The organism is Pseudomonas sp. RtIB026, assembly GCF_016861355.2.
GTDB lineage: Bacteria > Pseudomonadota > Gammaproteobacteria > Pseudomonadales > Pseudomonadaceae > Aquipseudomonas > Aquipseudomonas peradeniyensis.
In genome coordinates, this window is sequence record NZ_AP023348.2 from 204,227 (window position 1) to 230,095 (window position 25,869).

At 65.0% G+C, this 25,869-nt stretch carries 21 protein-coding genes and 1 tRNA gene; 16 read left to right on the forward strand and 6 right to left on the reverse strand.

The genetic code is table 11. The features are described 5' to 3' along the window. Positions 1-231 precede the first annotated feature (231 nt). The 4 genes from dnaG to PRtIB026_RS01040 all read left to right on the forward strand — a co-directional run bounded on the left by dnaG (position 232) and on the right by PRtIB026_RS01040 (position 8,096). Positions 232-2,220 (forward strand): DNA primase, encoded by a 1,989-nt coding sequence (gene dnaG, locus PRtIB026_RS01025; protein WP_267813387.1) that lies wholly within the window; start codon positions 232-234, stop codon positions 2,218-2,220. Between the two features lie 67 nt (positions 2,221-2,287). Continuing rightward, positions 2,288-4,138, forward strand: coding sequence for an RNA polymerase sigma factor RpoD (gene rpoD, locus PRtIB026_RS01030; RefSeq protein ID WP_203649907.1), 1,851 nt, complete (start codon positions 2,288-2,290; stop codon positions 4,136-4,138). Between the two features lie 120 nt (positions 4,139-4,258). Further along, complete coding sequence (locus tag PRtIB026_RS01035) at positions 4,259-8,002, forward strand: bifunctional diguanylate cyclase/phosphodiesterase (RefSeq protein WP_203649898.1); 3,744 nt, start codon at positions 4,259-4,261, stop codon at positions 8,000-8,002. Positions 8,003-8,019: 17 nt separating this feature from the next. After that, positions 8,020-8,096: transfer RNA gene (locus tag PRtIB026_RS01040), tRNA-Ile, on the forward strand. Between the two features lie 182 nt (positions 8,097-8,278). Here PRtIB026_RS01040 and prfH read toward each other — a convergent pair. Together prfH and PRtIB026_RS01050 are read right to left on the reverse strand one after the other, a co-directional pair. Further along, positions 8,279-8,899, reverse strand: a complete 621-nt coding sequence (gene prfH, locus PRtIB026_RS01045) for a peptide chain release factor H (protein ID WP_203649890.1) — start codon at positions 8,897-8,899, stop codon at positions 8,279-8,281. Continuing rightward, complete coding sequence (locus PRtIB026_RS01050) at positions 8,899-10,035, reverse strand: RNA ligase RtcB family protein (protein WP_011531823.1); 1,137 nt, start codon at positions 10,033-10,035, stop codon at positions 8,899-8,901. The genes prfH and PRtIB026_RS01050 overlap by 1 nt, the downstream gene beginning before the upstream one ends. Before the next feature lie 451 nt (positions 10,036-10,486). Between PRtIB026_RS01050 and PRtIB026_RS01055 the strand changes: the two genes are divergently transcribed. Beyond that, positions 10,487-10,861, forward strand: coding sequence for a hypothetical protein (locus PRtIB026_RS01055; protein ID WP_203649888.1), 375 nt, complete (start codon positions 10,487-10,489; stop codon positions 10,859-10,861). Between the two features lie 145 nt (positions 10,862-11,006). On the opposite strand, the gene PRtIB026_RS01060 is transcribed toward PRtIB026_RS01055, so the two are convergent. Beyond that, positions 11,007-11,702 carry a CatB-related O-acetyltransferase gene (locus tag PRtIB026_RS01060; RefSeq protein WP_203649886.1) on the reverse strand — a complete coding sequence of 232 codons (696 nt, stop codon included), beginning with the start codon at positions 11,700-11,702 and terminating at the stop codon, positions 11,007-11,009. A 156-nt stretch (positions 11,703-11,858) separates the two neighbouring features. On the opposite strand from PRtIB026_RS01060, the gene PRtIB026_RS01065 reads away from it, so the two are divergent. After that, positions 11,859-12,320, forward strand: coding sequence for an Lrp/AsnC family transcriptional regulator (locus tag PRtIB026_RS01065; protein WP_088852407.1), 462 nt, complete (start codon positions 11,859-11,861; stop codon positions 12,318-12,320). A 16-nt stretch (positions 12,321-12,336) separates the two neighbouring features. On the opposite strand, the gene PRtIB026_RS01070 is transcribed toward PRtIB026_RS01065, so the two are convergent. Beyond that, positions 12,337-12,627, reverse strand: coding sequence for a DUF3077 domain-containing protein (locus PRtIB026_RS01070; protein ID WP_203649884.1), 291 nt, complete (start codon positions 12,625-12,627; stop codon positions 12,337-12,339). A gap of 551 nt (positions 12,628-13,178) precedes the next feature. Here PRtIB026_RS01070 and PRtIB026_RS01075 point away from each other — a divergent pair. From PRtIB026_RS01075 to PRtIB026_RS01120, 10 genes are all read left to right on the forward strand, one after another. Next, positions 13,179-13,493: a helix-turn-helix domain-containing protein gene (locus tag PRtIB026_RS01075; RefSeq protein ID WP_203649882.1), complete on the forward strand. Its 315-nt coding sequence runs from the start codon at positions 13,179-13,181 to the stop codon at positions 13,491-13,493. A 160-nt stretch (positions 13,494-13,653) separates the two neighbouring features. After that, positions 13,654-15,336 (forward strand): flavin monoamine oxidase family protein, encoded by a 1,683-nt coding sequence (locus tag PRtIB026_RS01080; RefSeq protein WP_203649880.1) that lies wholly within the window; start codon positions 13,654-13,656, stop codon positions 15,334-15,336. A gap of 16 nt (positions 15,337-15,352) precedes the next feature. Continuing rightward, positions 15,353-16,135 carry a carbon-nitrogen hydrolase family protein gene (locus tag PRtIB026_RS01085; RefSeq protein ID WP_203649877.1) on the forward strand — a complete coding sequence of 261 codons (783 nt, stop codon included), beginning with the start codon at positions 15,353-15,355 and terminating at the stop codon, positions 16,133-16,135. 180 nt (positions 16,136-16,315) lie between these two features. Then, on the forward strand, positions 16,316-18,631 hold the full coding sequence (gene pqqF, locus PRtIB026_RS01090; RefSeq protein WP_203649875.1) for a pyrroloquinoline quinone biosynthesis protein PqqF: 2,316 nt from the start codon (positions 16,316-16,318) through the stop codon (positions 18,629-18,631). Positions 18,632-18,801: 170 nt separating this feature from the next. Next, entirely contained in the window at positions 18,802-18,873 is a 72-nt protein-coding gene (gene pqqA, locus PRtIB026_RS01095) for a pyrroloquinoline quinone precursor peptide PqqA (protein WP_003243383.1), read from the forward strand. A 91-nt stretch (positions 18,874-18,964) separates the two neighbouring features. Then, on the forward strand, positions 18,965-19,876 hold the full coding sequence (pqqB, locus tag PRtIB026_RS01100) for a pyrroloquinoline quinone biosynthesis protein PqqB (RefSeq protein WP_203649873.1): 912 nt from the start codon (positions 18,965-18,967) through the stop codon (positions 19,874-19,876). 118 nt (positions 19,877-19,994) lie between these two features. Next, positions 19,995-20,750 carry a pyrroloquinoline-quinone synthase PqqC gene (pqqC, locus tag PRtIB026_RS01105; RefSeq protein ID WP_203649870.1) on the forward strand — a complete coding sequence of 252 codons (756 nt, stop codon included), beginning with the start codon at positions 19,995-19,997 and terminating at the stop codon, positions 20,748-20,750. Beyond that, positions 20,747-21,022: a pyrroloquinoline quinone biosynthesis peptide chaperone PqqD gene (pqqD, locus tag PRtIB026_RS01110; protein WP_203649868.1), complete on the forward strand. Its 276-nt coding sequence runs from the start codon at positions 20,747-20,749 to the stop codon at positions 21,020-21,022. The genes pqqC and pqqD overlap by 4 nt, the downstream gene beginning before the upstream one ends. Then, positions 20,994-22,142 carry a pyrroloquinoline quinone biosynthesis protein PqqE gene (pqqE, locus tag PRtIB026_RS01115; protein ID WP_203649866.1) on the forward strand — a complete coding sequence of 383 codons (1,149 nt, stop codon included), beginning with the start codon at positions 20,994-20,996 and terminating at the stop codon, positions 22,140-22,142. The genes pqqD and pqqE overlap by 29 nt, the downstream gene beginning before the upstream one ends. Then, positions 22,123-23,949 carry an alpha/beta hydrolase family protein gene (locus PRtIB026_RS01120; protein WP_203649864.1) on the forward strand — a complete coding sequence of 609 codons (1,827 nt, stop codon included), beginning with the start codon at positions 22,123-22,125 and terminating at the stop codon, positions 23,947-23,949. The genes pqqE and PRtIB026_RS01120 overlap by 20 nt, the downstream gene beginning before the upstream one ends. 127 nt (positions 23,950-24,076) lie before the next feature. Here the strand turns inward: PRtIB026_RS01120 and PRtIB026_RS01125 are convergent, their stop codons facing one another. Both PRtIB026_RS01125 and PRtIB026_RS01130 read right to left on the reverse strand, forming a co-directional pair. Further along, complete coding sequence (locus tag PRtIB026_RS01125; RefSeq protein WP_009681539.1) at positions 24,077-24,235, reverse strand: YqaE/Pmp3 family membrane protein; 159 nt, start codon at positions 24,233-24,235, stop codon at positions 24,077-24,079. 157 nt (positions 24,236-24,392) lie between these two features. Beyond that, positions 24,393-25,670, reverse strand: coding sequence for an aspartate aminotransferase family protein (locus PRtIB026_RS01130; RefSeq protein ID WP_203649862.1), 1,278 nt, complete (start codon positions 25,668-25,670; stop codon positions 24,393-24,395). Positions 25,671-25,869: the final 199 nt, after the last annotated feature.

The following is a 25,869-nucleotide window of genomic DNA, read 5'->3' on the forward strand; positions in this document are numbered from 1 at the left end:
TGATGGCAGCGGTCGCTTCAAACCCTTGGCCATGCGCCTTGGGTGCCCCGGCAAAAGCCATGGGCAACCTGCATCAACGCGTCAGAACTGGTCCTTGACCAGGCGTGCACGTCCTTTCTGACGAGCCCTTCATGGGCTGGTGACGAGCACACTCCTCTTCCTGCTAGATACCCCACGCCAAACCCGCGCACAAGCGTTTAGACTTGCCAGCTGCCAGATGACGAGACTGCCATGGCCGGGCTGATTCCCCAGAGCTTCATCGATGACCTTCTCAACCGCACCGACATCGTCGATGTGGTGAGTTCGCGCGTCCAGCTGAAGAAGACCGGCAAGAACCTGTCCGCCTGCTGCCCGTTCCACAAGGAAAAGAGCCCCTCCTTCACCGTCAGCCCCGACAAGCAGTTCTACTACTGCTTCGGCTGCGGCGCCGGCGGTAACGCGCTTGGCTTCATCATGGACCACGACAACCTGGACTTCCCCCAGGCGGTCGAGGAACTGGCCCGCGCGGCCGGCATGGAAGTACCCCGGGAAGAAGGCCGTCGCGGACAGAAGCCGCGCCAGCCAACCGATTCACCGCTGTACCCGCTGCTGGAAGCGGCCAGCGAGTTCTACCGCCAGGCCCTGCGCGGCCACGCCACCCGCAAGGCGGCGGTGGACTACCTCAAGGGCCGCGGCCTGTCCGGCGAGATCGCCCGCGACTTCGGCCTGGGCTTCGCCCCGCCGGGCTGGGACAACCTGCTCAAGCACCTGGGCGCCGACTCGCTGCAGCAGAAAGTGATGATCGACGCAGGCCTGCTGATCGAGAATGCCGAAAGCAGCAAGCGCTACGACCGCTTCCGCGACCGGGTGATGTTCCCGATCCGCGACAGCCGTGGCCGGGTTATCGCCTTCGGCGGCCGGGTACTGGGCGACGACAAGCCCAAGTACCTGAACTCCCCGGAAACCCCGGTGTTCCACAAGGGCCAGGAACTGTACGGCCTGTACGAGGCACGCAAGCACAACCGCAACCTCGACGAGATCATCGTGGTCGAGGGCTACATGGACGTCATCGCCCTGGCCCAGCAGGGCCTGCGCAACGCGGTGGCCACCCTCGGCACGTCCACCAGCGAGGAGCACCTCAAGCGCCTGTTCCGCGTGGTACCCAGCGTGTTGTTCTGCTTCGACGGCGACCAGGCCGGGCGCAAGGCCGCCTGGCGCGCCCTGGAGGCGACCCTGTCGAGCCTGCAGGATGGCCGCCGTGCGCGCTTCCTGTTCCTGCCCGAGGGCGAAGACCCGGACAGCCTGGTGCGCGCTGAAGGCACCGACGCCTTCCAGGCCCGCATCAACCAGCACGCCCAGCCACTGGCCGACTACTTCTTCGAACAGTTGAGCAACGAGGCCGACCCGCGCTCGCTGGAAGGCAAGGCGCACATGGTCACCCTCGCCGCACCACTGATCGAAAAGGTGCCGGGCGCCAATCTGCGCCAGTTGATGCGCAACCGCCTGAAGGAAATCACCGGCCTCGACCCGCAACAGATGGAGCAGTTGGCGCAGAGCGCGCCGACGCCCAGCGTGCCGGATTACGACCCCGGCTACGACTACGACGCAATGGCCAGCTACACGCCGGACCATGGCGAACTGCACTACCAGCCCGACTACGCCCCGGCGCAACAGGAGCAACGCCCCTGGACGCCGAACAAGGGCGGTGGCAAGAAGCAATGGGACGGCAAGCCGTGGGACAAGAAAGGTGGCAAGCCCTGGCAGCGCGACGGCCAGCGCGGTGAAGCCCCGCCACGGGTGCCGGCGCCGGTCGAGCCGCCGACGCTGTCGGCCCTGCGCACCCTGCTGCACCACCCGTTGCTGGCCGGCAAGGTCGAGGATGCCAGCCACTTCGCCGACGAAGAACAATTGTACAGTCAACTGCTGGTGGCGCTGATCGAGGCCGCGCAGAAGAATCCTAAGCTAAGCTCTATGCAGCTGATCGCACGCTGGCACGGCACCGAACAGGGCCGCCTGTTGCGCGCCCTGGCAGAAAAGGAGTGGTTGATCGATGCCGACAACCTTGAACAACAGTTTTTCGACACTATAACTAGTTTGTCCGCTCGCCAACGCGAGCGCAGCCTGGAACATCTGCTCAGGAAAGCGCGTCTAAGTGAACTGAGTACAGAGGAAAAATCTCAGCTGCTCGCCCTGCTGAGCCGCAATGTTCCCGCACAAAACCCGACCTCATCTGGCGCGTGAGGTCCAGGTTCGGGTATAATCCTCGGCTTGTTTTTTGCCCGCCAAGACCTTCAGTGGATAGGGTGTTATGTCCGGAAAAGCGCAACAGCAATCTCGTATCAAAGAGTTGATCACCCGCGGTCGTGAGCAGGGCTACCTGACTTACGCGGAGGTCAACGACCACCTGCCTGAGGATATTTCAGATCCGGAACAGGTGGAAGACATCATCCGCATGATCAACGACATGGGGATCAACGTATTCGAGAGTGCTCCGGATGCGGATGCCCTGTTGTTGGCGGAAGCCGACACCGACGAAGCCGCAGCCGAAGAAGCCGCCGCAGCGTTGGCGGCAGTAGAGACCGATATCGGCCGCACGACCGACCCGGTGCGCATGTACATGCGCGAAATGGGTACCGTCGAGCTGCTGACCCGCGAAGGCGAGATCGAAATCGCCAAGCGTATCGAGGAAGGCATCCGTGAAGTCATGGGCGCCATCGCTCACTTCCCGGGCACCGTCGACTACATCATCAGCGAATACGACCGCGTCACCGTCGAAGGCGGCCGTCTGTCCGATGTCCTCAGCGGTTATATCGACCCTGACGACAACATCGCCGCGCCGACCGAAGAAGTACCGATTCCAGGTGCCAAGGCCGCCGCTGCGAAGGAAGAAGAAGACGACGACGACGAAAACGCTGAAAGCAGCGATGACGAGGAAGAGACCGAAAGCGGTCCGGATCCGGTCGTTGCCGCGCAGCGCTTCGGTGCGGTCAAGGATCAGCTGGTCGACACCCTCAAGGTGCTGAAGAAACACGGTCGAGGCCACAAGGACAGCATCGGCGCCATGCAGGCCCTGGCTGACCTGTTCATGCCGATCAAGCTGGTACCGAAGCAGTTCGACGTACTGGTCGAGCGTGTACGCGGCGCCCTTGACCGCCTGCGCCAGCAAGAACGCGCCATCATGCAGCTGTGCGTGCGTGACGCGCGCATGCCGCGCGCCGACTTCCTGCGCCTGTTCCCGAGCAACGAAACCGACCAGACCTGGTCCGGTGACCTGGCCAAGCGCAACACCAAGTGGGCCGCCGCCCTGGGTGAAAAGGACGTAGCCATCGTTGCCTGCCAGCAGAAGTTGATCGACCTCGAGACCGAGACCGGCCTGACCGTCGCCGAGATCAAGGACATCAACCGTCGCATGTCCATCGGCGAAGCCAAGGCCCGCCGCGCCAAGAAGGAAATGGTCGAGGCGAACCTGCGTCTGGTGATCTCGATCGCCAAGAAGTACACCAACCGCGGCCTGCAGTTCCTCGACCTGATCCAGGAAGGCAACATCGGCTTGATGAAGGCGGTGGACAAGTTCGAATACCGTCGCGGCTACAAGTTCTCGACCTACGCCACCTGGTGGATCCGCCAGGCGATCACCCGCTCGATCGCCGACCAGGCGCGCACCATCCGTATTCCGGTGCACATGATCGAGACGATCAACAAGCTCAACCGCATTTCCCGGCAGATGCTGCAGGAAATGGGTCGCGAACCGACCCCGGAAGAGCTGGGCGAGCGCATGGAGATGCCTGAGGACAAGATCCGCAAGGTGTTGAAGATCGCCAAAGAGCCGATCTCCATGGAGACCCCGATCGGTGACGACGAAGATTCGCACCTGGGCGACTTCATCGAGGACTCCACCATGCAGTCCCCGATCGACGTGGCCACGGTCGAAAGCCTCAAGGAAGCGACCCGTGACGTGCTCTCGGGCCTGACCGCACGCGAAGCCAAGGTGCTGCGCATGCGTTTCGGCATCGACATGAACACCGACCACACCCTCGAAGAGGTAGGCAAGCAGTTCGACGTGACCCGCGAGCGGATCCGTCAGATCGAAGCCAAGGCGCTGCGCAAGCTGCGCCACCCGACGCGAAGCGAGCACCTGCGCTCCTTCCTCGACGAGTAAAGACGAACCCCGGCCCAGGCCGGGGTTTTTCTTATGTGACAGAAGGTCGTTGCCACGGTCTACCCAGCGGGCGAGATGCCCGTCTACACTCGAATCAGTCCCCCTGATCGAGAGGCCGCTATGCCCATGATGCCGGCCTTCCTGTTGCTGCTCCTGCTCGCCTGGAACACAACGGCCGGCGCCCTGACCCTGACCGACGAGGAACAAGCCTGGCTCAGCGCCCACCCACAGCTGCGCCTGGGCGTCGATGCTTCATGGCCGCCGTTCGAATTCCGCGACCAGGAAGGTCGCTACCAGGGATTGGCCGCCGATTACATCGCCCTGATCCAGGAACGCCTGGGGATCACCCTCAAGCCGATCGAGCCCAGCAGCTGGACCGAAGTGCTCGAACAGGCGCGCAGCAACCGCCTCGACCTGCTCCCCGGGATCATGTCCACCCCGGAGCGCCAGAACTACCTGGCCTTCACCCGCCCCTACCTGGACTTCCCGATCGTCATCCTCGCCCATTCCGGCGGCGCGCAACCACGCAACCTCAAGGACCTCTACGGCCTGAAGATCGCCGTGGTGGAGAACTACGCGCCTCACGAACTGCTGCGTACCCACCACCCGGACCTCAACCTGGTGGCCATGCCCAACGTCAGCTCGACCCTGCAGGCACTGGCCACCGACGAGGTCGACGCGGTGGTCGGCGACCTCGCCTCGAGCATCTGGAGCCTGCGTCAGCTAAAGCTGGACGGCCTGTACGTCAGCGGCGAGACCCCTTACCGCTACCAGCTGGCCATGGCCGTGCCCCGTCAGCAAAAGGTGCTGGTCGGCATCCTCGACAAGGTGATGGCCGACATGAGCAGCAGTGAAGTCAGCCACATCCAGCAACGCTGGGTGGGCAACGTCGTCGATCAGCGGACCTTCTGGCACGATGTACTGCTCTATGGCCTGCCGGCGGTGCTGATGCTGATGGCCATCCTGGCGGTGGTGATCCGCATCAACCGCCGCCTGAGTTCGGAGATTTCCCGGCGCATCGCCCTGGAACAGGAGCTGCGCAGCAGCGAGTACCACTACCGTGGCCTGATCGAGAGCCTGTCGGCGGTGGCCTGGGAGGCCGATGCCAACGACTTCAGCTACAGCTATGTCTCGCCCCACGCCGAGGACCTGCTCGGTTACCCCACGGGCGAGTGGCTCAAGCCCGGCTTCTGGCGCAGCATCCTGCACCCGGAGGATGCCCTCTGGGCGCAGGCCTACTGCGACAGTGAAACGGCGGCCGGACGCGATCACAGCCTCGACTACCGGGTGATCCGCGCCGACGGCCATACCCTGTGGGTGCGCAATATCGTCAGCATGATCGAGCACGGCCACAAGTCGCTGATGCGCGGGCTGATGATCGACATCAGCGAGACCAAGCATACCGAGGATGCCTTGCGCCTGTCGGAGCAGAAGTTCGCCTCGGTGTTCCAGCAATGCCCGGACATCCTGATCATCGCCCGACACAGCGACGGCTGCCTGCTGGAGGTCAACGAAGCGTTCGAGGAGCTGATCGGCCTGAATCCTGCGCAAGTGATCGGCCGCACCGCCACCGAGCTCGGCTTGTGGGGCGTGGCCGGCACCGGCCCGGCCTTGCTCGAACGCCTGCACCGCGGCGGCATCCGCAACCTGGAAATGACCTTCCGGCGCAACAACGGCGAACTGTTCACCGGCCTGACCTCGGCCGAAACCTTCGAACTGGACAACATGCCGGCACTGGTGGTGGCAATCCGCGACATCAGCCAGCTCAAGGAAACCCAGCAGCAGTTGCAGACCTCCGAGGAGAAGTTCGCCAAGGCCTTCCACGCCTCCCCCGACGGCCTGCTGCTCTCGCGCCAGAGCGACGGCCTGCTGCTGGAGGTCAACGAAGGTTTCTGCCGCCTGACCGGCTACGACATCAGCACCACGGTCGACCAGACCTCGCTGGACCTGGGCATCTGGGTCGACCTCAACGAGCGCCAGCGCCTGGTCGATCAACTGCAGCGCGATGGCTTCGTGCGCGACTTCAGCTGCCATATCCGCCGCAGCGACGGGCAGATCCGTCTCTGCGAGCTGTCCGCCCGGCCGCTGCCGATCGGCGGCGTCGACTGCATGCTGACCATCGCCCGCGACATCACCGAGCGCCACCTGATGCAGGAGAAGCTGCAACTGGCCGCCACGGTGTTCGAGAACACCGCCGAGGGCGTGCTGATCACCGACACCGACCAGCGCATCAGCGCGGTCAACCGCGCCTTCAGCGAGATCACCGGCTACAGCGAGATCGAAGCCCTCGGCCAGACTCCGCGCCTGCTCGCCTCCGGCCAGCACGACAGCGCCTTCTACGCCGCCATGTGGCACCAGCTGACCGCCGAGGGGCACTGGCAGGGCGAGATCTTCAACAAACGCAAGAACGGCGAACTGTACCCCGGCTGGCTGACCATCAGCGCCGTGCGCAACCACGAGCGCGAGATCACTCACTTCGTCGCCGTGTTCGCCGACATCTCCAGCCTCAAGCACGCCCAGGCCAAGCTCGACTACCAGGCCCACCACGACCCGCTCACCGGCCTGCCCAACCGCGCCCTGTTCGAAAGCCGCCTGCAGGCCGCGCTGAACTGCGCCCAGATATCCAACCGCCAGGGCGCGGTGCTGTTCCTCGACCTCGACCGCTTCAAGCACATCAACGACAGCCTCGGCCACCCGGTGGGCGACCTGCTGCTCAAGGGCATCGCCCAGCGCCTCAAGGAGCAGGTGCGCGACGTGGACACCGTGGCCCGCCTGGGTGGCGACGAGTTCATCATCCTCCTGCCCGGCCTGCACAAGCCCAGTGATGCCAGCGCCATCGCCAACAAGCTGCTGGCCGGCTTCCACGCGCCGTTCCAGGCCGGCGAGCACGAGTTCTTCACCAGCGCCAGCATCGGTATCAGCTTGTACCCGCAGGACGGTACCGATGTCGCCAGCCTGATCCGCAACGCCGACGCCGCGATGTACCGTTCCAAGGCCAAGGGTCGCAACCGCGTCGAGGCCTACACCCGCGAGCTCACCACCCAGGCCAGCGAACGCATTGCCCTGGAACACGAGCTGCGCCGCGCCATCGAGCGCAACGAGCTGAGCCTGTGCTATCAGCCCAAGTTCAGCCTCAAGACCCAGAGCCTGGTCGGCGCAGAGGCGCTGGTCCGCTGGACCCATCCCACTTTCGGCGAAGTGCCGCCCGAGCAGTTCATCCACCTGGCCGAGGAGAACGGCACCATCCTGCAGCTCGGCGACTGGGTGCTGGAGCAGGCCTGCCGGCAGATGCACGCCTGGAAGAAGGCCTACCATGCCTTTGGCCCGCTCTCGATCAACCTGGCCGGTGCCCAGTTGCGCCAGCCCAGCCTGGCCCGGCGTATCGAACAGCTGCTGCGCAGCTATCAGCTCAAGGCCGGCGACCTGCAGCTGGAGATCACCGAGAACTTCATCATGAGCCAGGCCGAGGAAGCGCTGAGCGTGCTGCATCAGCTCAAGCTGCTGGGCGTGCAGTTGGCCATCGACGACTTCGGCACCGGCTACTCCTCGCTCAGCTACCTCAAGCGCCTGCCGCTGGACATCCTCAAGATCGACCAGTCGTTCATCCGCGGCCTGCCCGACGATCCCCACGACGCCGCCATCGCCCGCGCCATCATCGCCCTGGGCCGCAGCATGCAGCTGACGATCATTGCCGAAGGCGTGGAAAACCAGGCGCAGCAGCGCTTCCTGGCCGCCGAAGGCTGCGAACAGATCCAGGGCTACATCGTCAGCCTGCCGCTGCCGCCGGAGGAGTTCGCGGCGACCTTTCTTCGCATAGCACAAACGGATCTTTCGGATGGCACGCTATCGAAACCCTCGTTATAATCCTGCGCACCTGCTGAGGGCCTATAGCTCAGTTGGTTAGAGCAGAGGACTCATAATCCTTTGGTCCACGGTTCGAGTCCGTGTGGGCCCACCATCTTCGAAGCCGCGCATTGCGCGGCTTTTGCGTTTTTGGCGGGATCGCCTCAGATACGGAATGCTCATTTGCAACGCGTAAACCCGAGTGCGAGCCGGGTCCTTTCCTCATCCGTTTTTGTGGGGCCGGCATCGCCTACGCCGCCCGGCCTGACTTTTGCTCGACGACTATTCGCACACATTCTACTTGTCAGCCGGCTCGAAGCGCTCGCCACGAAACACCCGACGTGGATTGCCACGCTCGATGCGGTGATGGAACAACCGCCGCTCCGCGCGCAGTTCGCTGTCGACCTGCTCTGCCTGTTGCGCCAGGCGTTGACCGATGAGCAGCAGCGCCAAGCGTTTGTTGGCGTGCTGGCTACGCTCGCTCTGTACCTTGACGCTGACGCCGCTGGCCAGGTGCGTGGCGCGCACTGCCGAGTCGGTGGTGTTGACATGCTGACCACCCGGCCCGGACGAACGCAAGGTCTCGAAGTGGATCTCGCTCGCCAATTCCGGTGCCGGTGGCGCAAACCGTGCGCCCCCAAAGAACCAGTTCTTGCGCGCATGCCCTGGCCGGTACGGACTGCTGCACGTCCATTGCAGCGAGCCCGTCCAGTGATCCGCCAGGCGCTCGGCCTGCTCGCCATCCAGTGCCAGCAACACCGAGCGCAAGGTACCGCGCCGCGACCCCGGCTCTTCTTCGAGTATCCGTACCGCCACGGCCTGGGCATCCGCTTCGGCCTGCAGCCTGAGCAATGCCTTGGCCACTGCCAGGGCACATTCTTCCGGCCCCTGAGCCGCCGAGAGTTGCAGTAGGATCATCAGCAGCACCCTCCGCGCGTCTTGTAGGTGAGCACCGGTTTCAGTCGTGCCAGCACGCGAACCAACCCCGCTTCACGCAAGGCACCCACCACCGAGTCGATAGCCTTGTAGGCCTCCGGCGCTTCCTCGTAGATCAGCGCCCGGTCGGCGCAGATCACGCGGCTGCCTAATGCCGTACGACTCAGCTGCTCGACGCTGTAGCGCGAGGCGAGGCGGTCCTTGCACTCGCTGCGCATCCATTTGCGTCCGGCGCCATGGGCCAGGGACAACAGGCTGCGCTCGTCGGCGATCGGCTGTACCAAGTAGCTGTAGTCGCCGCGCGAACCAGGGATCACCACCGCCCCCTGATCCGACGGTGTGGCGCCTTTGCGATGCAGCCAACCATCGAGCCCGTCGACCTGCGCTGGCGACACCAGGTTGTGGTTGATGTCGAGCAGTACATCGCCATCGGCACGCAAGCGGTCGAGCATGCGCCGGGCAATCAACTGACGGTTGGCTTCGGCAAAACGCAGCGCGCCGTCGTGCCGGCCCAGGTAATGAGTGCTGGCCTCGCTGCCCGCCTCCAGTCCGTGATGACCGAACAGGTCGACCTGCTCACGCAAGATCGCCTCGCCCAAACCACGCGAGCCGCTGTGCACCAGCAACAGCAGGTGTTTGCGCTCGATGCCCAAGGCTGCCAGGGCCGCATCGTCGTAGTTTTCATCGAGTTGCTGCAGCTCGGCGAAGTGGTTACCACCACCAATGGTGCCTAGAGAACGCTCGTGCCCCGTGGCAGGCAAACCGAAGCTGGCGACGGCCTCCTGCCACGTCTCGTCGAGCGGCAGGTCGAGGTTGCCAAGGCGTTTCTCCAGCTTGTCCAGATGCAGCTTGGCGGTCGGGATGTCCGTGCGCCACAGCGCCATGCCACAGCCGATGTCATTGCCGACCAGCGCCGGGTACAAACGCCCCACGGAAAAGAATGCCGCGCCGACCGGATAGCCACGCCCCGGATGCAGGTCCGGCATGCCGGCCACCCGATGCATGCCCCCTAGGCGAGCGGTGGTTTCGAGTTGTTGGATCGCTTTTCCTTCGATCCAGGTGTCGTCCGCGGCGACCAATACGGCGCCGTCGGACAAATTGCGAATGCAAGTGCCCATAGTCCAATCCTGATGGGTTGAAACAAAAAGATGTTCGGATTGGCAGGCCAGAGGCCGGGCGTTGCGGTACCGCTAACGAGTAGCGGCGAATGCGTTCAAGCCAGGCGCGACCTGCAAAGGGTGATCGACTGTTGCATGATGTACCTCCTTTGCTGTCGGGTGAGAGAAGGCGGGCATCTTAGGTGTGTAATTGCCACCTTGCAACAACCTTGATCACATTTTCACCAGGAGAACAACGTCATGGCCGAAAAACCTGACCGCTCCGCGGTACAAAAAACAATACACTGGCAGTACAGTGCCCAGCTTCCCCTGGATTTGTAGCTCGGGTCGCTCTGACCAGCGGCAAAGTGCCTTTAGCACACCCGTTCTATTTCGCCATTACTGCCGCGTTTCTAGAATCCCTCCATCGCTTCGGCACCGGGTCGGAGCCCAGTGATCGAGGGAACGTCACATGAACATCCAAGGAACGCTTGGGGCCCTGCTCATTGCACCCATGCTGGTAACACTCGCCGGTTGTGTAGCGCCGGGTTCCTACAACCAGGGCCAGCAGCCCAGCCAGATGGCCGGCGGCAACGCCCCGTGCACGCCCAGTGCGACCGACAACCTGATCTCCACCGGCCGCAGCCTGCTGAGCATCGCCAACTCGGTGCTGGAAACCAAGAACAGCATGAACGGCACCTCGGCCACCTATGACCAGCGCATGCAGTTGGCGGAGAACGCCCAGAAGGTCAACAAGGGCAACCAGATGCTCGACAACGTCGAAAGCATGACCGCTGGCCTGAAGTCGCCTTGTGCCACCACGGCGCAGACCAGCGCCGCGCGTTGATCGAAAACGACTGGGGTCGCTCTGTGGCCCATCGCGGGGCAAGCCCGCTCCCACGCAATCGCCCGCCAATGCGCGAAGCCTGTGGGAGCGGGCTTGCCCGCGATGGGCTGCGCAGCAGCCCCAGTCGATTCAATCTCGCGGCGACTCAAGCAGACGCCAGCACCTTGCACCCGCGCCGCGAGATCTCGATCCGCGAATAACTGGCTTCACCCAGCTCGCTGATCCGGTCAAGGCAGGCGGCAGGGTCGTGCAGCGGCAGTTCCAGCAACTGCCGGGTATCGCGCTCCCACCAGCGCGATGCCAGCAGACGCTCGATCATCGCTTCCGGGTATCGAAAACGCACGACCTTGGCCGGAAAGCCCGCCACCACGGCGTAGGGCGGTACGTCCCGGGTGACCAGGGCGCGGGTAGCAATGATCGCGCCCGTGCCCACCTCGACGCCTTCCATGATCATCGCGCCTTCGCCGATCCACACGTCGTGGCCGATACGCGCCGGTGTGCTCGGCGGTTCGTATTGCCACTGGGTGCCGGTGAACTGGAAAGGGTGGGAACTCAGCCAGTCGGTCGGGTGGGCGTATTTTTCCTGGCCGATGACCACCGCACTGCCAATGGAGCAGTAACGCCCGATCGATTCGACCACCTGCAGCGAACCGCCGCTGCGGATATAGGTATGAGCCCCGATCGCGACGTCGAGGGTGGCGGCGCTGACCGCCACATCGCCCATGCGCACTTCGGCTTCGAGCGCCAGCTTCGCCCGCTTGCCGAACTTGGAAATGCCTGTGCTCACCTTGCAACCGTGTTGGCGAATCCATCGCCGCCAGTACCAGTCCTTGAACTTCATGGGTCAATCACTCCTGCCATGGTCCAGGCTGCCCGATGGCAGCGGCCTGCCATCGTACCGTCTTGTCGGCGCAATACCAGCCCCGGACGCCTCTGTGCGCCTTGCGCGAAGCGGTCGCGCTTGCATAGGCTAGCAGCTCGACAAAAGAGACCTACCATGCCGGCCACCTCCTCCATCGCCCTTGACGCCATCGATCGCCAGTTGATCGCGCTGCTGCAGATCAATGCCCGCGAAAGCGTCGCCACCCTCGCCCGCCAGCTGGGCATCGCCCGCACCACGGTGAACTCGCGGCTCGAGCGCCTGGAGCGCAACAAGGTGATCACCGGCTATGGTGTGCGCCTGGGCCAGCGCCTGATCGGCGGCGGCCTGCAGGCGTACGTGGGGATCAAGGCGCAGCCGCGCTCGGGCAAGGACATCGTGCGCCACCTCAGCGCCATGGGGCAGGTCCAGCAGTTGTGCGCGGTCAGTGGCGAGTTCGACTACGTGGCCTGGCTGCTCAGCGACTCGCCGGAGCAACTGGACCAGTTGCTCGACCTGATCGGCAGCCTCGACGGGGTGGAGAAGACCACCACGTCGATCATCCTCAGCAGCAAGGTGGACCGCGGCCAGCCGGGCTGACCGCGACGCCCGGCCCTCAGGCCTCCATCGCTTCGAGCAGCCCTTCCAGCAGCGCGCGTACCGTTTCCGCCGAATGCAGGATCGACCAGATCATCGCCCGCCCCGCCTCGGGGGCATGGTGCTGGGCGTATTCATCGGCGATTTCCTGGATGGCCCGGGCCAGCATGCTGGCGTGGACCAGGGCATCGGCGGCATCGACGCCGGGGCGCACGGTGAAGATGGGGGGATGGCTGGACTGGCAGGAGCAGAAGGACTGCTCGGTGGTCGGGTTCAGGGAGAGGGGTGGGTCGGGGACGATCTTTTTCATAGCGCAGTATCCAAGTTGAGCCAGGGTTTACTGCCATCTGCATCCTTCTCACGGGAATTGGGTGGCAGCCGTACGCGGGGTGAGAATCCGGCCAACTTGGAAACCGGCCAGGCAAAAGCCTGCCCGCGCAAGGCTGCCATAACGCATGCCTCGGCGCTCAAGTTGGAAGAGGGTTCTCACGCCCGCTCACCGAATAGGCGGTGACCGGCTGAAGTTAACCGCGAAGGGTTCTCCCAAACTGCCAGACCGAGGCTACATGGCTCGTAGGATACTTCCTGTTATTACATGTCTCTGTAGGACCAAGCTGATTCTCTCCAGCGCGACGTAGACTTTGTGGGAGCGGGCTTGCCCCGCGATCACGGGCTGAGCCCGTGCCATGACCCGATAATCACTATGCGGCCCAATTCGCGGGGCAAGCCCGCTCCCACAAGGTATGCATCTCGCCTCAAGACTTGGGAACCCGCCAAGTGAAACAACTTGAAAGTAATATTCTATACGTAGATCACGTACAGAAATGGCAACATGGCGCACCTGAAAAGCAGGAGCCACCAATGCCACGCAACATCTTCACTGAACTCACCGAAGGCTTCGACGCCCTCGCCCATGAGCGCGCCGGCAAACTGACCCTGCGCTCGCACAAGGTGACCTTCGAGGAGCTTGCCCCGCTGGCCCCCAACGAACTGACCGAACTGCGCCAGCGCCTGAACATGTCCCGGGCAGTGTTTGCCGCCTACCTGCGCACCAACGCCCGCACCCTGGAGAGCTGGGAACAGGGCCGCTCCAAGCCCAACGCCCAGGCCGTGGCACTCATCCGACTGGTGCAGAAGTACCCTGAAACCGTCGAGCACCTGGCATCGCTGAGCTGATTCGTCAGTATTGAATAAGTATGAATCATTAAGACGAAACAAATCACATAACGACGCCACTCTGCACCTTAATAACGAGCACCCCACTTCATAAAATGGCCACCAGGCATTCTCTATACTCAGGCTCCGCCCCCTGCGCAGCCCCTGGCAAGGTCATTACATGAACAAGAAAAACCGCCACCCCGCCGACGGCAAGAAACCCATCACCATCTTCGGCCCCGACTTCCCGTTCGCCTTCGACGACTGGCTGGAGCACCCGGCCGGCCTGGGCAGCATTCCCAAGGAGCGCCATGGCGAAGAGGTGGCGATCGTCGGTGGCGGTATCGCCGGGCTGGTGGCGGCCTACGAGCTGATGAAGCTGGGCCTCAAGCCGGTGGTGTACGAGGCCTCCAAGCTGGGTGGCCGGCTGCGCTCGCAGGCGTTCAACGGCACCGACGGCATCGTCGCCGAACTGGGCGGCATGCGCTTCCCGGTGTCGTCCACGGCGTTCTACCACTACGTCGACAAGCTGGGCCTGGAGACCAAGCCCTTCCCCAACCCGCTGACCCCAGCTTCGGGCAGCACGGTCATCGACCTGGAAGGCCAAACCTACTACGCCGAGAAATCCGCCGACCTGCCGCAGCTGTTCCACGAAGTGGCCGAGGCCTGGGCCGACGCCCTGGAGAGCGGCGCGCAGTTCGGTGATATCCAGCAGGCCATCCGCGACCGCGACGTGCCGCGCCTCAAGGACCTGTGGAACAAGCTGGTACCGCTGTGGGACGACCGCACCTTCTATGACTTCGTCGCCACCTCGCGCTCGTTCGCCAAGTTGAGCTTCCAGCACCGCGAAGTGTTCGGCCAGGTCGGTTTCGGCACCGGCGGCTGGGATTCGGACTTCCCCAACTCGATGCTGGAAATCTTCCGCGTGGTGATGACCAACTGCGACGATCACCAGCACCTGGTGGTCGGCGGCGTCGAGCAGGTACCGCAGGGCATCTGGCGCCATGTGCCGGAGCGTTGCGCCCACTGGCCGGCCGGCACCAGCCTCAGCGGCCTGCACGGCGGCGCGCCGCGCACCGGGGTCAAGCGCATCGCCCGCGCCGCCGATGGCCGCCTGGCGGTCACCGACAACTACGGCGACGTGCGCCATTACGCAGCTGTGCTCACCACCTGCCAGAGCTGGCTGCTGACCACCCAGATCGACTGCGAGGAGTCGCTGTTCTCGCAGAAGATGTGGATGGCCCTGGACCGCACCCGCTACATGCAGTCGTCGAAGACCTTCGTCATGGTCGACCGGCCGTTCTGGAAGGACAAGGACCCGGAAACCGGCCGCGACCTGATGAGCATGACCCTCACCGATCGCCTGACCCGCGGCACCTACCTGTTCGACAACGGCGACGACAAGCCGGGGGTGATCTGCCTGTCCTACGCGTGGATGAGCGACGCCCTGAAGATGCTGCCGCACCCGACCGAAAAACGCGTGCAACTGGCCCTCGACGCACTGAAGAAGATCTACCCCAAGACCGATATCGCCGGGCATATCATCGGCGACCCGATCACCATCTCGTGGGAGGCCGACCCGCACTTCCTCGGCGCCTTCAAGGGCGCGCTGCCGGGCCACTACCGCTACAACCAGCGCATGTACGCGCACTTCATGCAGCAGGACATGCCCGCCGAACAGCGCGGCATATTCATCGCCGGTGACGATGTGTCGTGGACCCCGGCCTGGGTGGAAGGCGCGGTGCAGACTTCGCTCAATGCGGTGTGGGGTATCATCAACCACTTCGGTGGCCAGACCCACCCGGACAACCCCGGCCCGGGCGATGTGTTCCACGAGCTCGGCCCGATCGCCCTGGCCGACTGAGCGGAGGAGTAGCCTCATGCGCATCGCCCTGTTCCAGGGCACGCCCAAGCCGTTGGACGTGCCCGGCAATCTCGAGCGCCTGCAGCACCAGGCCCAGCAGGCGGCCGCCCGTGGCGCGCAGTTGCTGGTGTGCCCGGAGATGTTCCTCAGCGGCTACAACATCGGCCTGGACCAGGTGGAACGCCTGGCCGAGGCCGAGGACGGCCCCTCGGCCATGAGCGTCGTCGAGATCGCCCAGGCGCACCGGATCGCCATCGTCTATGGCTACCCGGAACAGGCCGAGGACGGGTCGATCCACAACAGCGTGCAACTGATCGACGCCCATGGCCGCAGCCTGTGCAACTACCGCAAGACCCACCTGTTCGGCGAGCTGGACCGCTCGATGTTCAGCCCCGGCGCCGATCACTTCCCGGTGGTCGAGCTGGACGGCTGGAAGGTCGGGCTGCTGATCTGCTACGACATCGAGTTCCCGGAAAACGCCCGGCGCCTGGCGCTGAACGGTGCCGAGCTGATCCTGGTGCCAACGGCGAACATGGCGCCTTATGACTTCGTCTGCCAGGTGACCGTGCGCTCGCGGGCGCAGGAGAACCAGTGTTATCTGGTGTACGCCAACTACTGCGGCAGCGAGGGCAAGATCCGGTATTGCGGGCAGAGCAGCATCGTCGGGCCGGATGGTGATGTGCTGGTGATGGGCGGGGATGAGGAAGGACTGTTATTGGCAGACCTGCAGCGTGAGCGGGTATTGAAAGGGCGGGAGGCGTTTCCCTACCTGGCGGACTTGCGTCGGGATCTGCATTAACAGCCAGTCCTTTCAGGGTATTGAGAATTGGCGCTCGGCTTGGAGCTGCCGGGGCTGCTTTGCAGCCCTTTCGCGGCACAAGGCCGCTCCTACAGGGGGGCGCGGTCGCCTGTAGGAGCGGCCTTGTGCCGCGAAAAGGCCAGAACAGACAACCTCGGCATTGCGCGCTAGCATGGCGTCATGTCCGATGCCATTCGCCACCTCACCCTCGCCAACGGCCTGCACCTGACCCTGCGCCACGCGCCACGCCTCAAGCGCGCGGCGGCTGCGCTGCGGGTGCATGCCGGCAGCCACGACGCACCAGCGCGCTGGCCGGGCCTGGCGCACTTTCTCGAACACCTGTTCTTCCTCGGTAATACGCGTTTTCCGCTGGACGACGGCCTGATGCGCTACGTCCAGGGCCTGGGTGGCCAGGTCAACGCCAGCACCCGCGAGCGCACCACCGACTTCTTCTTCGAAGTGCCCCCCGTGGCGCTGGCTGGTGGGCTGGAGCGTCTGTGCCAAATGCTCGCCGAGCCGGACTTCGCCATCGAACGCCAGCGCCGCGAGCGGGAAGTGATCCATGCCGAGTTCATCGCCTGGTCGCGCAACCCCGAGGCACAGCGTCAGTTCGCCCTGTTGCAGTCGGTGTCGGCGCGCCATCCGCTGAGCGGCTTCCATGCTGGCAACCGTCATAGCCTGCCGCTGGAAAGCCAGGCCTTCCAGCAAGGACTGAGGCAGTTCCACCACGACTTCTACCAGGGCGGGCAACTCACCCTGAGCCTGGCCGGCCCGCAGCCGCTGGATGAGCTGGCGCACCTGGGCAGGCAGTTCGGCGGGCTGTTCGCCAAGGGCGAAAGCGTCACCCGGCAACGGCCACCCGCCTTGCTCGACGCGCCGCTGCACCAACCAGACGCCTGGGGCAACCGCCGCGACCTACTGTTCGCCCATGACGGACTGCCGGATGGCGCGGAACAGGCGCTCGAACTGCTGCTGGCCCAGCTCAACGACAGCCAGCCCGGCGGTTGGCTGAACGCCTTGCGCCGGCGCGGCTGGCTGCAGGGCTACAAGGCGCAACAACTCCACGCCCATGCCGGGCAGTTGCTCTGGCATGTCCAGCTGCAGCTGTCGGACCAGGCCTGCCTGGCCGAGACCCGGGAGCTGCTGCACGGCTGGCTGGGTTTTCTGCGACAACAGGACCACAAGCAACTGAACGATCGCTTCACCCGCCTGCAGCAACGCCATGAACAGGCCGCCAGCGCACTGGAACTGGCCCAGCGCGACAGTGCCGGCCGGCCTTTCGCAGGGCTCGGGACACAAGGCCTGGACGCCTTCGCCGCACTGCTGTGGGACTTGCCTTCCTCGGCTGCCGGAGATTGGCAGTTGCCCCCCGATGAAGCGCTGCTGGCAACCGAACTACCCGCGACCAGCACGCCGTTGCCAGCAGGGCTCGATATCGGCGACTGCCTGCCGCCCTCTCGCCAGTTTGCGACCCTCGACCTGCGTTGGCACATTCCTTCGCCGTTGCGTCAGCGCATGCAGGTCGTTCTGCAACACAGCCTGCAACCCCTGCGCGAGCGGGCCGCGCAGGCGGCGCTGCAACTGGGCTTCGAGACCCTTGGCGAGTACTGGCAGTTGCGCCTGGCGGGGCATCCGCTGGCCGTGATCATTGCCACGCAGGAAGCCCTGACCTTGCTGCGCGCGCCGGCCCGAGAGCATTGGCACTCGCCAACGGCAGCCGAAGCGCCGCTGATTCCGATCCGTGCCCTGCTGAAGGCACTGCCGGACGCCTTACTGAAGGGTGAGGGTCAATCGCAGCCAGCCTGCACCCTGGACCAGTCGCGGCTCGACACACTCTGGCAGCAGGCACGCTGGCAGGGATTGGCGCAAGGGTTCACCCCCGCCCAACAGGGCGCCCTGGGCACGGCACTGCAAGACCTCATGGGACAACCGATCGCCGCCTCGCCAGCGCGCCCGATCCTCGGACGCCGTTGGCAGCAGGTCCCGACTTCGGGCAGCGAGCCCGCGCTGTTGCTGTTCTGTCCGCTGCCGGCTGATCTGCAGGCCGCCGGTCGCCTGCTCGCCCACGTGCTGCAAGGCCCGTTCTATCAGCGCCTGCGCGTCGAGCTGCAGCTGGGTTACGCCGTGTTCAGCGCCTTTCGTCAGATCGAAGGCTACGCCGGGCTGCTGTTCGGCGTGCAATCGCCGCACGCCGACCACGCACAGATCCTCGGCCATCTGCTGGACCTGCTGCGCCAGGGCGTCGCACTGGCCCCAGCGGCGCGAGCGCAGCTGGCAGATCAGTTCGACGAGACAGCGATGGCCAACGCCGATATCACGCAATGGGCCTGGCAGGCACATATCGCGACACACAATGCCGACCTGTCGCGCATGCGAGGGTCTATCCTCAATGTCGAACAAGGCCAGCTGGATGCATTGCTCCAGCAGTTGCTCGATGCCAGCCACGGTTGGTTGTGCCTGGCCAATGCCGCCGCCCCGGACGCCGAATGGCTATGAAAAAAGGCGGGATTGTTACCGCAAATGCAATGGCGCTTTTCGAAGAATTAACCTTTCGGTACAAATTTTTCTTGTAAGATAGCGCAATCTCGGCCAATGGAACCTCTCTCTCCGGGGAGTACCCAATAGTGAGCCGACCACCCCAAACCCCATCCGGAAGGAGCAAGCCCATGTGGACCAAACCTGCATACACTGACCTGCGTATCGGCTTCGAAGTGACCATGTACTTCGCCAACCGTTAAGCGTCTGCGCGGTTCGACGCCTCGGCCCGCCGGGGCGTTTGCGTTTTTCCGATACGGCTTTCGGGCTAACCTTTGCGGCTAGAGAGTACCCATGTACATCCAGATCCTCGGTTCCGCCGCCGGTGGCGGGTTCCCCCAGTGGAACTGCAACTGCGCCAACTGCAAGGGCTACCGTGACGGTACCCTGCGTGCCACGGCGCGCACCCAGTCGTCCATCGCCCTGTCCGACGACGGCGAGCACTGGATCCTGTGCAATGCCTCGCCGGACATCCGCGCACAGCTCCAGGCGTTCGCGCCGATGCAGCCGGCACGCGCCCTGCGCGACACCGGTATCGACGCCATCGTCCTGCTCGACAGCCAGATCGACCACACCACCGGCCTGCTCAGCCTGCGCGAGGGCTGCCCGCACCAGGTGTGGTGCACCGACATGGTCCACCAGGACCTGACCACCGGTTTTCCGCTGTTCAACATGCTCAGCCACTGGAACGGCGGCCTGGTGTGGAACCGCATCGAGCTCGAAGGCAGCTTCGTCATCGACGCCTGCCCGAACCTGCGCCTCACCCCCTTCCCCCTGCGCAGCGCCGCGCCGCCCTACTCCCCGCACCGCTTCGACCCGCACCCGGGCGACAACCTCGGGCTGCTGGTGGAGGACACCCGCACCGGCGGCAAGCTGTTCTACGCGCCGGGCCTGGGCCAGGTCGACGCCAAGCTGCTGGAGATGATGCACGGCGCCGACTGCCTGCTGGTCGACGGCACCCTGTGGGAGGATGATGAGATGCAGCGCCGCGGCGTCGGCACCCGCACCGGCCGCGAGATGGGCCATCTGGCGCAGAACGGCGCGGGCGGCATGCTCGAGGTACTGGATGGCTTCCCGCGCCAGCGCAAGGTGCTTATCCACATCAACAACACCAACCCGATCCTCGACGAAGACTCGCCGGAACGCGCCGAAGTGCAGCGCCGGGGCGTGGAAGTCGCCTTCGATGGCATGAGCATCGTGTTGTAAGGGCAGCCCTTGCACAACGTGGGAGCGGGCTTGCCCCGCGATAGCGATGGTGAGGCTGACGCCGCCATCGCGGGTCAAGCCCGCTCCCACGTACAACGAACCATCACAGGAGCCCTCCATGAGCGATGCAATGCCCCTGTCCCCTGCCGAGTTCGAGCAGGCCCTGCGCGCCAAGGGCGCCTACTACCACATCCATCACCCCTACCATGTGGCGATGTATGAAGGCCGCGCCAGCCGCGAGCAGATCCAGGGCTGGGTGGCCAACCGCTTTTACTACCAGGTCAACATCCCGATGAAGGATGCCGCGATCCTGGCCAACTGCCCGGACCGCGAAGTGCGCCGCGAGTGGATCCAGCGCCTGCTCGACCACGATGGCGCGCCCGGCGAGGACGGCGGCATCGAGGCCTGGTTGCGCCTCGGCCAGGCCGTGGGCCTGGACCCCGACCAGTTGCGCAGCCAGGAACTGGTGCTGCCCGGCGTGCGCTTCGCGGTCGACGCCTACGTCAACTTCGCCCGCCGCGCCAGCTGGCAGGAAGCCGCCAGCAGCTCGCTGACCGAACTGTTCGCCCCGCAGATCCACCAGTCGCGCCTGGACAGCTGGCCGCAGCACTATCCGTGGATCGACCCGGCCGGCTACGAATACTTCCGCACCCGCCTGGGCCAGGCCCGGCGCGATGTGGAGCACGGCCTGGCGATCACCCTGCAGCACTACACCACCCGCGAGGGGCAGGAACGCATGCTGCAGATCCTGCAGTTCAAGCTGGATATCCTGTGGAGCATGCTCGACGCCATGAGCATGGCCTATGAACTGAACCGCCCGCCCTATCACAGCGTCACCCGCGAGCGGGTCTGGCACAAGGGGATCACCCTATGAGTTTCGACCGTCAACAGGTGCCCGCCTGGCGCCCCGGCTACCGTTTCCAGTACGAGCCGGCGCAGAAGGGCCATGTGCTGCTGTACCCCGAAGGGATGATCAAGCTCAACGACAGCGCCGGGCTGATCGGCGGGCTCATCGATGGCCAGCGCAGTGTCGCTTTGATCATCGCCGAACTCGAGCAGCAGTTCCCCGGTGTGCCCGAAGTCGCCGACGACATCGAGCAATTCATGGAGGTGGCCCGTGCCGAACACTGGATCACCCTCGCCTGAGGTACCGGTAGGCCTGCCGCTGTGGCTGCTGGCCGAACTCACCTACCGCTGCCCGCTGCAGTGCCCGTACTGCTCCAACCCGCTGGACTTCGCCGAGCAGGGCAAGGAGCTGAGCACCGAGCAGTGGTTCAAGGTGATGGCCGAAGCCCGCGAGATGGGCGCCGCGCAGATCGGCTTTTCCGGCGGCGAGCCGCTGGTGCGCCAGGACCTCGCCGATCTGATCGGCGAAGCCCGGCGCCTGGGCTACTACACCAACCTGATCACCTCCGGCATCGGCCTGACCGAGCAGAAGATCGCCGCGTTCAAGCAGGCCGGGCTGGACCATATCCAGATCAGCTTCCAGGCCAGCGACGAGCAGGTGAACAACCTGCTGGCCGGCTCGAAGAAAGCCTTCGCGCAGAAGCTGGAGATGGCCCGGGCGGTGAAGGCCCATGGCTACCCGATGGTGCTCAATTTCGTCACCCATCGGCACAATATCGACAAGATCGACCGCATCATCGAGCTGTGCCTGGCCCTTGAAGCCGACTTCGTAGAGCTGGCCACCTGCCAGTTCTACGGCTGGGCGCACCTCAACCGCCTGGGCCTGCTGCCGACCCGCGCCCAGCTGGAGCGGGCCGAGCGCATCACCAACGAGTACCGGGACAAGCTCAAGGCCGAAGGCAAGCCGTGCAAGCTGATCTTCGTCACCCCGGACTACTACGAAGAGCGCCCCAAGGCCTGCATGAACGGCTGGGGCAGCCTGTTCCTGACCATCACGCCGGATGGCACCGCGTTGCCCTGCCATGGCGCGCGCCAGCTGCCGGTGCAGTTCCCCAATGTGCGCGACCACGACCTGCGGCATATCTGGTACGACTCGTTCGGTTTCAACCGCTTCCGTGGCTATGACTGGATGCCCGAACCGTGCCGCTCATGCGACGAGAAGGAAAAGGACTTCGGCGGCTGCCGTTGCCAGGCCTTCATGCTCACCGGCGACGCCAGCAAGGCGGACCCGGTGTGCGCCAAGTCGCCGGACCATGGCATCATCCTCAAGGCCCGCGAGGAGGCCGAACACGCAACGCTGGAGATCGAACAAATGACCTTCCGCAACGAGCGCAATTCCCATGTCATCGCCCGTGGCTGAGTTCAGCGCCGCCCAGGCGGTGGCCGCCGGCACCGACTTCGCCGAGCTCAAGGTCGGCGCGCAAGGTGTGTTCTGGAATGAGTTCCGCCCCGCCGATGGCGCCTGCCGGGTCTGGCACTGGCGCGATCAGCAGGCCCGCTGCCTGACCCCGGACGGATTCAGTGTGCGCAGCCGGGTCTATGAGTACGGTGGCGGCAGCTTCTGCCTGGGCGACGACGGGCTGGTATTCGTCAACGAAAAGGACCAACAGGTCTACCTGCAGGCCCTGGATGGCAGCCCACCGCGCCCGCTTACCCACGCCGACGACTGCCGCTATGGCGATGTGCAGTGGCAGGCCGGCCAGGTGCTCGCCGTCGAAGAGCAGCATGGCGAACAGGTCGTGCATCGCCTGGTGAGCCTCTCGCCGGAGCATCGACAAATCCTGGCCGAAGGGGCCGACTTCTACGCCTCGCCCACGCTGAGCCACGATGGGGAACGCCTGGCCTGGATCGAGTGGGACCGCCCGGCCCAACCCTGGACCGTCACCCGCCTGATGTGCCGGGAACGCGAACCGTCTGGCGCCTGGGGCCCGGCACGCTGTATCGCCGGGCAGGACGAATCGCTGCAACAGCCACGCTTCGACGAACAAGGCCGCTTGTATTGCCTGTCCGACCGCGACGGTTTCTGGCAGCCCTGGGGCGAACGCGACGGCCACTGGCAACGCCTGCCCGCCGCGCTCGCCGACCATGCCGCCGCCCCCTGGCAACTGGGCGCCAGCACCTGGCTGGCCCTTGGCCCCGCCAGCTATCTGGCCAGCTGGTTCGAGGACGGTTTCGGGCAACTGGGGCTGCGCCGCGCCGATGGCGAAGTGGAGCGTTATGCCAGTGCGTACACGCGTTTCCGTAGCCTGGCGCTGGATGACGGACAGCTCTACGCCGTATCCGCCTCGCCGATCAGCCCAGCGGCCGTGATCGCCATCGACCGGCGCAGCCACGAAGTCCAGGTGCTGGCAGGTGGCGCCGAGGTGCTGCCCGCCGAGGACATCAGCCTCCCACAGCCGATCCGTTACGCCAGTGGCGAAGGCGAGGCCAACGGATTCTTCTACCCGGCCATGCAAGGCTCGGATGGGCCATCGCCGCTGGTGGTGTTCATTCACGGCGGCCCGACTTCGGCCTGCTACCCGGTGCTCGACCCGCGCATCCAGTACTGGACCCAGCGCGGCTTTGCCGTCGCCGACCTCAACTACCGGGGCAGCAGCGGCTATGGTCGCGCCTACCGCCAGGCACTGCACCTGAACTGGGGAGCGAGTGATGTGGAAGATGCCTGCGCGGCGGTCGCCCATCTTGCCGGCCTGGGCCTGATCGACCCTGATCAGGCCTTCATTCGTGGCGGCAGCGCCGGCGGCTACACCACCCTTTGCGCCCTGGCCTTCCGGGACGTCTTCCGCGGCGGCGCCAGCCTGTACGGTGTCAGCGACCCCGAGGCGCTGGGCCGGGCCACCCACAAGTTCGAAGGCGACTACCTGGACTGGCTGATCGGCGACCCCCGGCGCGATGCCGAGCGTTATCGCCAGCGCACGCCCCTGCTGCACGCCGGGCAGATCAAGGTGCCGGTGATTTTCTTCCAGGGTGAGCTGGACGCGGTGGTGGTGCCGGAGCAGACCCGCAGCATGCTTGAAGCGCTCAAGGCCAAGGGTATCGAGGCCGAGGGGCATTTCTACGCGGGCGAGCGGCATGGCTTTCGCCAGGCGGCGAACCTGGCGCATGCGCTCGAGGAAGAGTGGAAGTTCTATTGCAGGTTGCTAAGCCAGGCAACGCCATCCCTGTAGGAGCGGCCTTGTGCCGCGAAAGGGCCGCGAAGCGGCCCCGGCGATATCTGCTTTACCGCTGAGAACCTGGGGCTGCTTTGCAGCCCTTTCGCGGCACAAGGCCGCTCCTACAGGGGCCGCGTGTCCCCTAGCGCTTGGCGATGATGTACACCGCGTGCACGATCCCGGGGATATAGCCCAGCAAGGTCAGCAGGATATTCAACCAGAACGCGCCACCGAACCCCACCTGGAGGAACACGCCCAGCGGCGGCAGGATGATGGCGATGATGATGCGGATGAAGTCCATGTGCTGCGCTCCTTGAGGGTGTATCAACACAGACTAGCCGTGCCTGGCAGAGGTTCCACCGGGCAAAAAAAACGCCCCGGGCCATGTATTTCAGACCAGGGGCGATGCGCAGGAACGCCAGACGGTTCGTGGAAATTCTGTATGCCGGAGCAACCGGTCAGGCCGGCACTTCGCGGCGGTTATGCTGCTGGGCATGCAGGCGGGCGAACGCCCGGGCCAGGCGCAGCAGCATCTCGTCGATATTGCCCTTGCTCACGGTCAGCGCCGGCGAGAACCGCACCACGTCGGCCTGCGGCGCATTGAGCAGCAAGCCCTCCTGCAGCGCGGCCTCGACCAGTTGCGCCGCGCTGTCTTCACGCAGTTGCAGGCCCCACAGCAGCCCCTCGCCACGCACCTCGCCCTGGCCGTAGCGACCCGCCAGGCGGCTCAGGCCATCGCGCAGGTGCCGGCCACTGTCCAGCACCTGCTCGAAGAAGCCCGCCTCCAGCACGGTCTGCAACACGGCCAGCCCGGCGGCGCTCATCAGCGCGTTGCCATGGTGGCTGCCTTCCAGCTCGCCCGGTTCGGCGCAGCAGGCGCGGCCACGGGCCAGTAGCGCCGCCAGGGGCACGCCGCCGCCCAGGCCCTTGCCGAGGGTGATGATGTCGGCCCGTACGCCGTAGGACTCTTCTGCCAATAGGGCGCCGCAGCGGCCTACACCTGTCTGTACTTCATCGAGGATCAGCAGGATGCCCAGCTCACGGCACAGGCGCTCGACACCCTGGAGGTAATCACGGGTGGCCGGAATCACGCCGGCTTCTCCCTGGATCGGCTCGAGCATGATCGCCACGGTGCGCGAGTCGACCGCCGCGTGCAGCGCCGCCAGGTCGTTGAACGGCACCTTGCTGAAGCCCGGCAGGCCGGGCTCGCAGCGGTTGCACGGCAGCGGGTCGGAGGCCGACAAGGCCCCCAGGGTGCGACCATGGCAGCCCTGGCTGGCGGTGATGATGTGATAGGCGCCGTTGCGGTGCAGCTGGCCCCACTTGCGCGCCAGCTTGATCGCGCCCTCGCAGGCTTCTGCACCGCTGTTGAGCAGGTAGGCCTGGTCACTGCCGGTGCGCTGGCACAATAGCTCGACCAGGCTCAGCAGGCCGCGGCTGTGATAGCCGGCGCCGGGATTGATCAGCGCCTGGGCCTGGTTGCCCAGCGCCTTGACCAGCACGCTCGGGCTGTGGCCCAGGCTGTTGACCGCGCAGCCCTGGGTGAAGTCCAGGTAGGCGTGCCCCTCGCTGTCCCACAGCCAGGAACCCTGACCACGCACGAACACCTGCGGCGCGCGCTCGGTGCTGGGCATCAGCCGCTCGCGGGAGAGCTGCGCGCCGGCCGGCTCGATCACCGGAGCACGCTTGGGCTCGGCGACGGCGGGCGCCGAACGGCGCAGGTTGAACAGGTTCATCAGGGCTCCGGCCAATCACGGGTGGGCGGTCAAGGTTCCGGTCTGGCGCCGGAATCGGATATTTTGCCTTGCCTATCAAAAGTGTTTTTCATCCGGGGTAACAATCGCCTGAATAGCCGCTGTAACCCTTTGGAATACGGCGATAGACTAGGCTTGCGGTCGGTTCCCGGCCATTTCGTTTTTCCAGCTTTTTCGATAA

What these genes read in the sequence shown, in the direction of transcription:
- dnaG (WP_267813387.1), top strand. Translation starts at nt 232, where the DNA reads ATGGCCGGGCTGATTCCCCAGAGCTTCATCGATGACCTTCTCAACCGC.
- rpoD (WP_203649907.1), top strand. Translation starts at nt 2,288, where the DNA reads ATGTCCGGAAAAGCGCAACAGCAATCTCGTATCAAAGAGTTGATCACC.
- PRtIB026_RS01035 (WP_203649898.1), top strand. Translation starts at nt 4,259, where the DNA reads ATGCCCATGATGCCGGCCTTCCTGTTGCTGCTCCTGCTCGCCTGGAAC.
- prfH (WP_203649890.1), bottom strand. Translation starts at nt 8,899, where the DNA reads ATGATCCTACTGCAACTCTCGGCGGCTCAGGGGCCGGAAGAATGTGCC.
- PRtIB026_RS01050 (WP_011531823.1), bottom strand. Translation starts at nt 10,035, where the DNA reads ATGGGCACTTGCATTCGCAATTTGTCCGACGGCGCCGTATTGGTCGCC.
- PRtIB026_RS01055 (WP_203649888.1), top strand. Translation starts at nt 10,487, where the DNA reads ATGAACATCCAAGGAACGCTTGGGGCCCTGCTCATTGCACCCATGCTG.
- PRtIB026_RS01060 (WP_203649886.1), bottom strand. Translation starts at nt 11,702, where the DNA reads ATGAAGTTCAAGGACTGGTACTGGCGGCGATGGATTCGCCAACACGGT.
- PRtIB026_RS01065 (WP_088852407.1), top strand. Translation starts at nt 11,859, where the DNA reads ATGCCGGCCACCTCCTCCATCGCCCTTGACGCCATCGATCGCCAGTTG.
- PRtIB026_RS01070 (WP_203649884.1), bottom strand. Translation starts at nt 12,627, where the DNA reads ATGAAAAAGATCGTCCCCGACCCACCCCTCTCCCTGAACCCGACCACC.
- PRtIB026_RS01075 (WP_203649882.1), top strand. Translation starts at nt 13,179, where the DNA reads ATGCCACGCAACATCTTCACTGAACTCACCGAAGGCTTCGACGCCCTC.
- PRtIB026_RS01080 (WP_203649880.1), top strand. Translation starts at nt 13,654, where the DNA reads ATGAACAAGAAAAACCGCCACCCCGCCGACGGCAAGAAACCCATCACC.
- PRtIB026_RS01085 (WP_203649877.1), top strand. Translation starts at nt 15,353, where the DNA reads ATGCGCATCGCCCTGTTCCAGGGCACGCCCAAGCCGTTGGACGTGCCC.
- pqqF (WP_203649875.1), top strand. Translation starts at nt 16,316, where the DNA reads ATGTCCGATGCCATTCGCCACCTCACCCTCGCCAACGGCCTGCACCTG.
- pqqB (WP_203649873.1), top strand. Translation starts at nt 18,965, where the DNA reads ATGTACATCCAGATCCTCGGTTCCGCCGCCGGTGGCGGGTTCCCCCAG.
- pqqC (WP_203649870.1), top strand. Translation starts at nt 19,995, where the DNA reads ATGAGCGATGCAATGCCCCTGTCCCCTGCCGAGTTCGAGCAGGCCCTG.
- pqqD (WP_203649868.1), top strand. Translation starts at nt 20,747, where the DNA reads ATGAGTTTCGACCGTCAACAGGTGCCCGCCTGGCGCCCCGGCTACCGT.
- PRtIB026_RS01120 (WP_203649864.1), top strand. Translation starts at nt 22,123, where the DNA reads ATGTCATCGCCCGTGGCTGAGTTCAGCGCCGCCCAGGCGGTGGCCGCC.
- PRtIB026_RS01125 (WP_009681539.1), bottom strand. Translation starts at nt 24,235, where the DNA reads ATGGACTTCATCCGCATCATCATCGCCATCATCCTGCCGCCGCTGGGC.
- PRtIB026_RS01130 (WP_203649862.1), bottom strand. Translation starts at nt 25,670, where the DNA reads ATGAACCTGTTCAACCTGCGCCGTTCGGCGCCCGCCGTCGCCGAGCCC.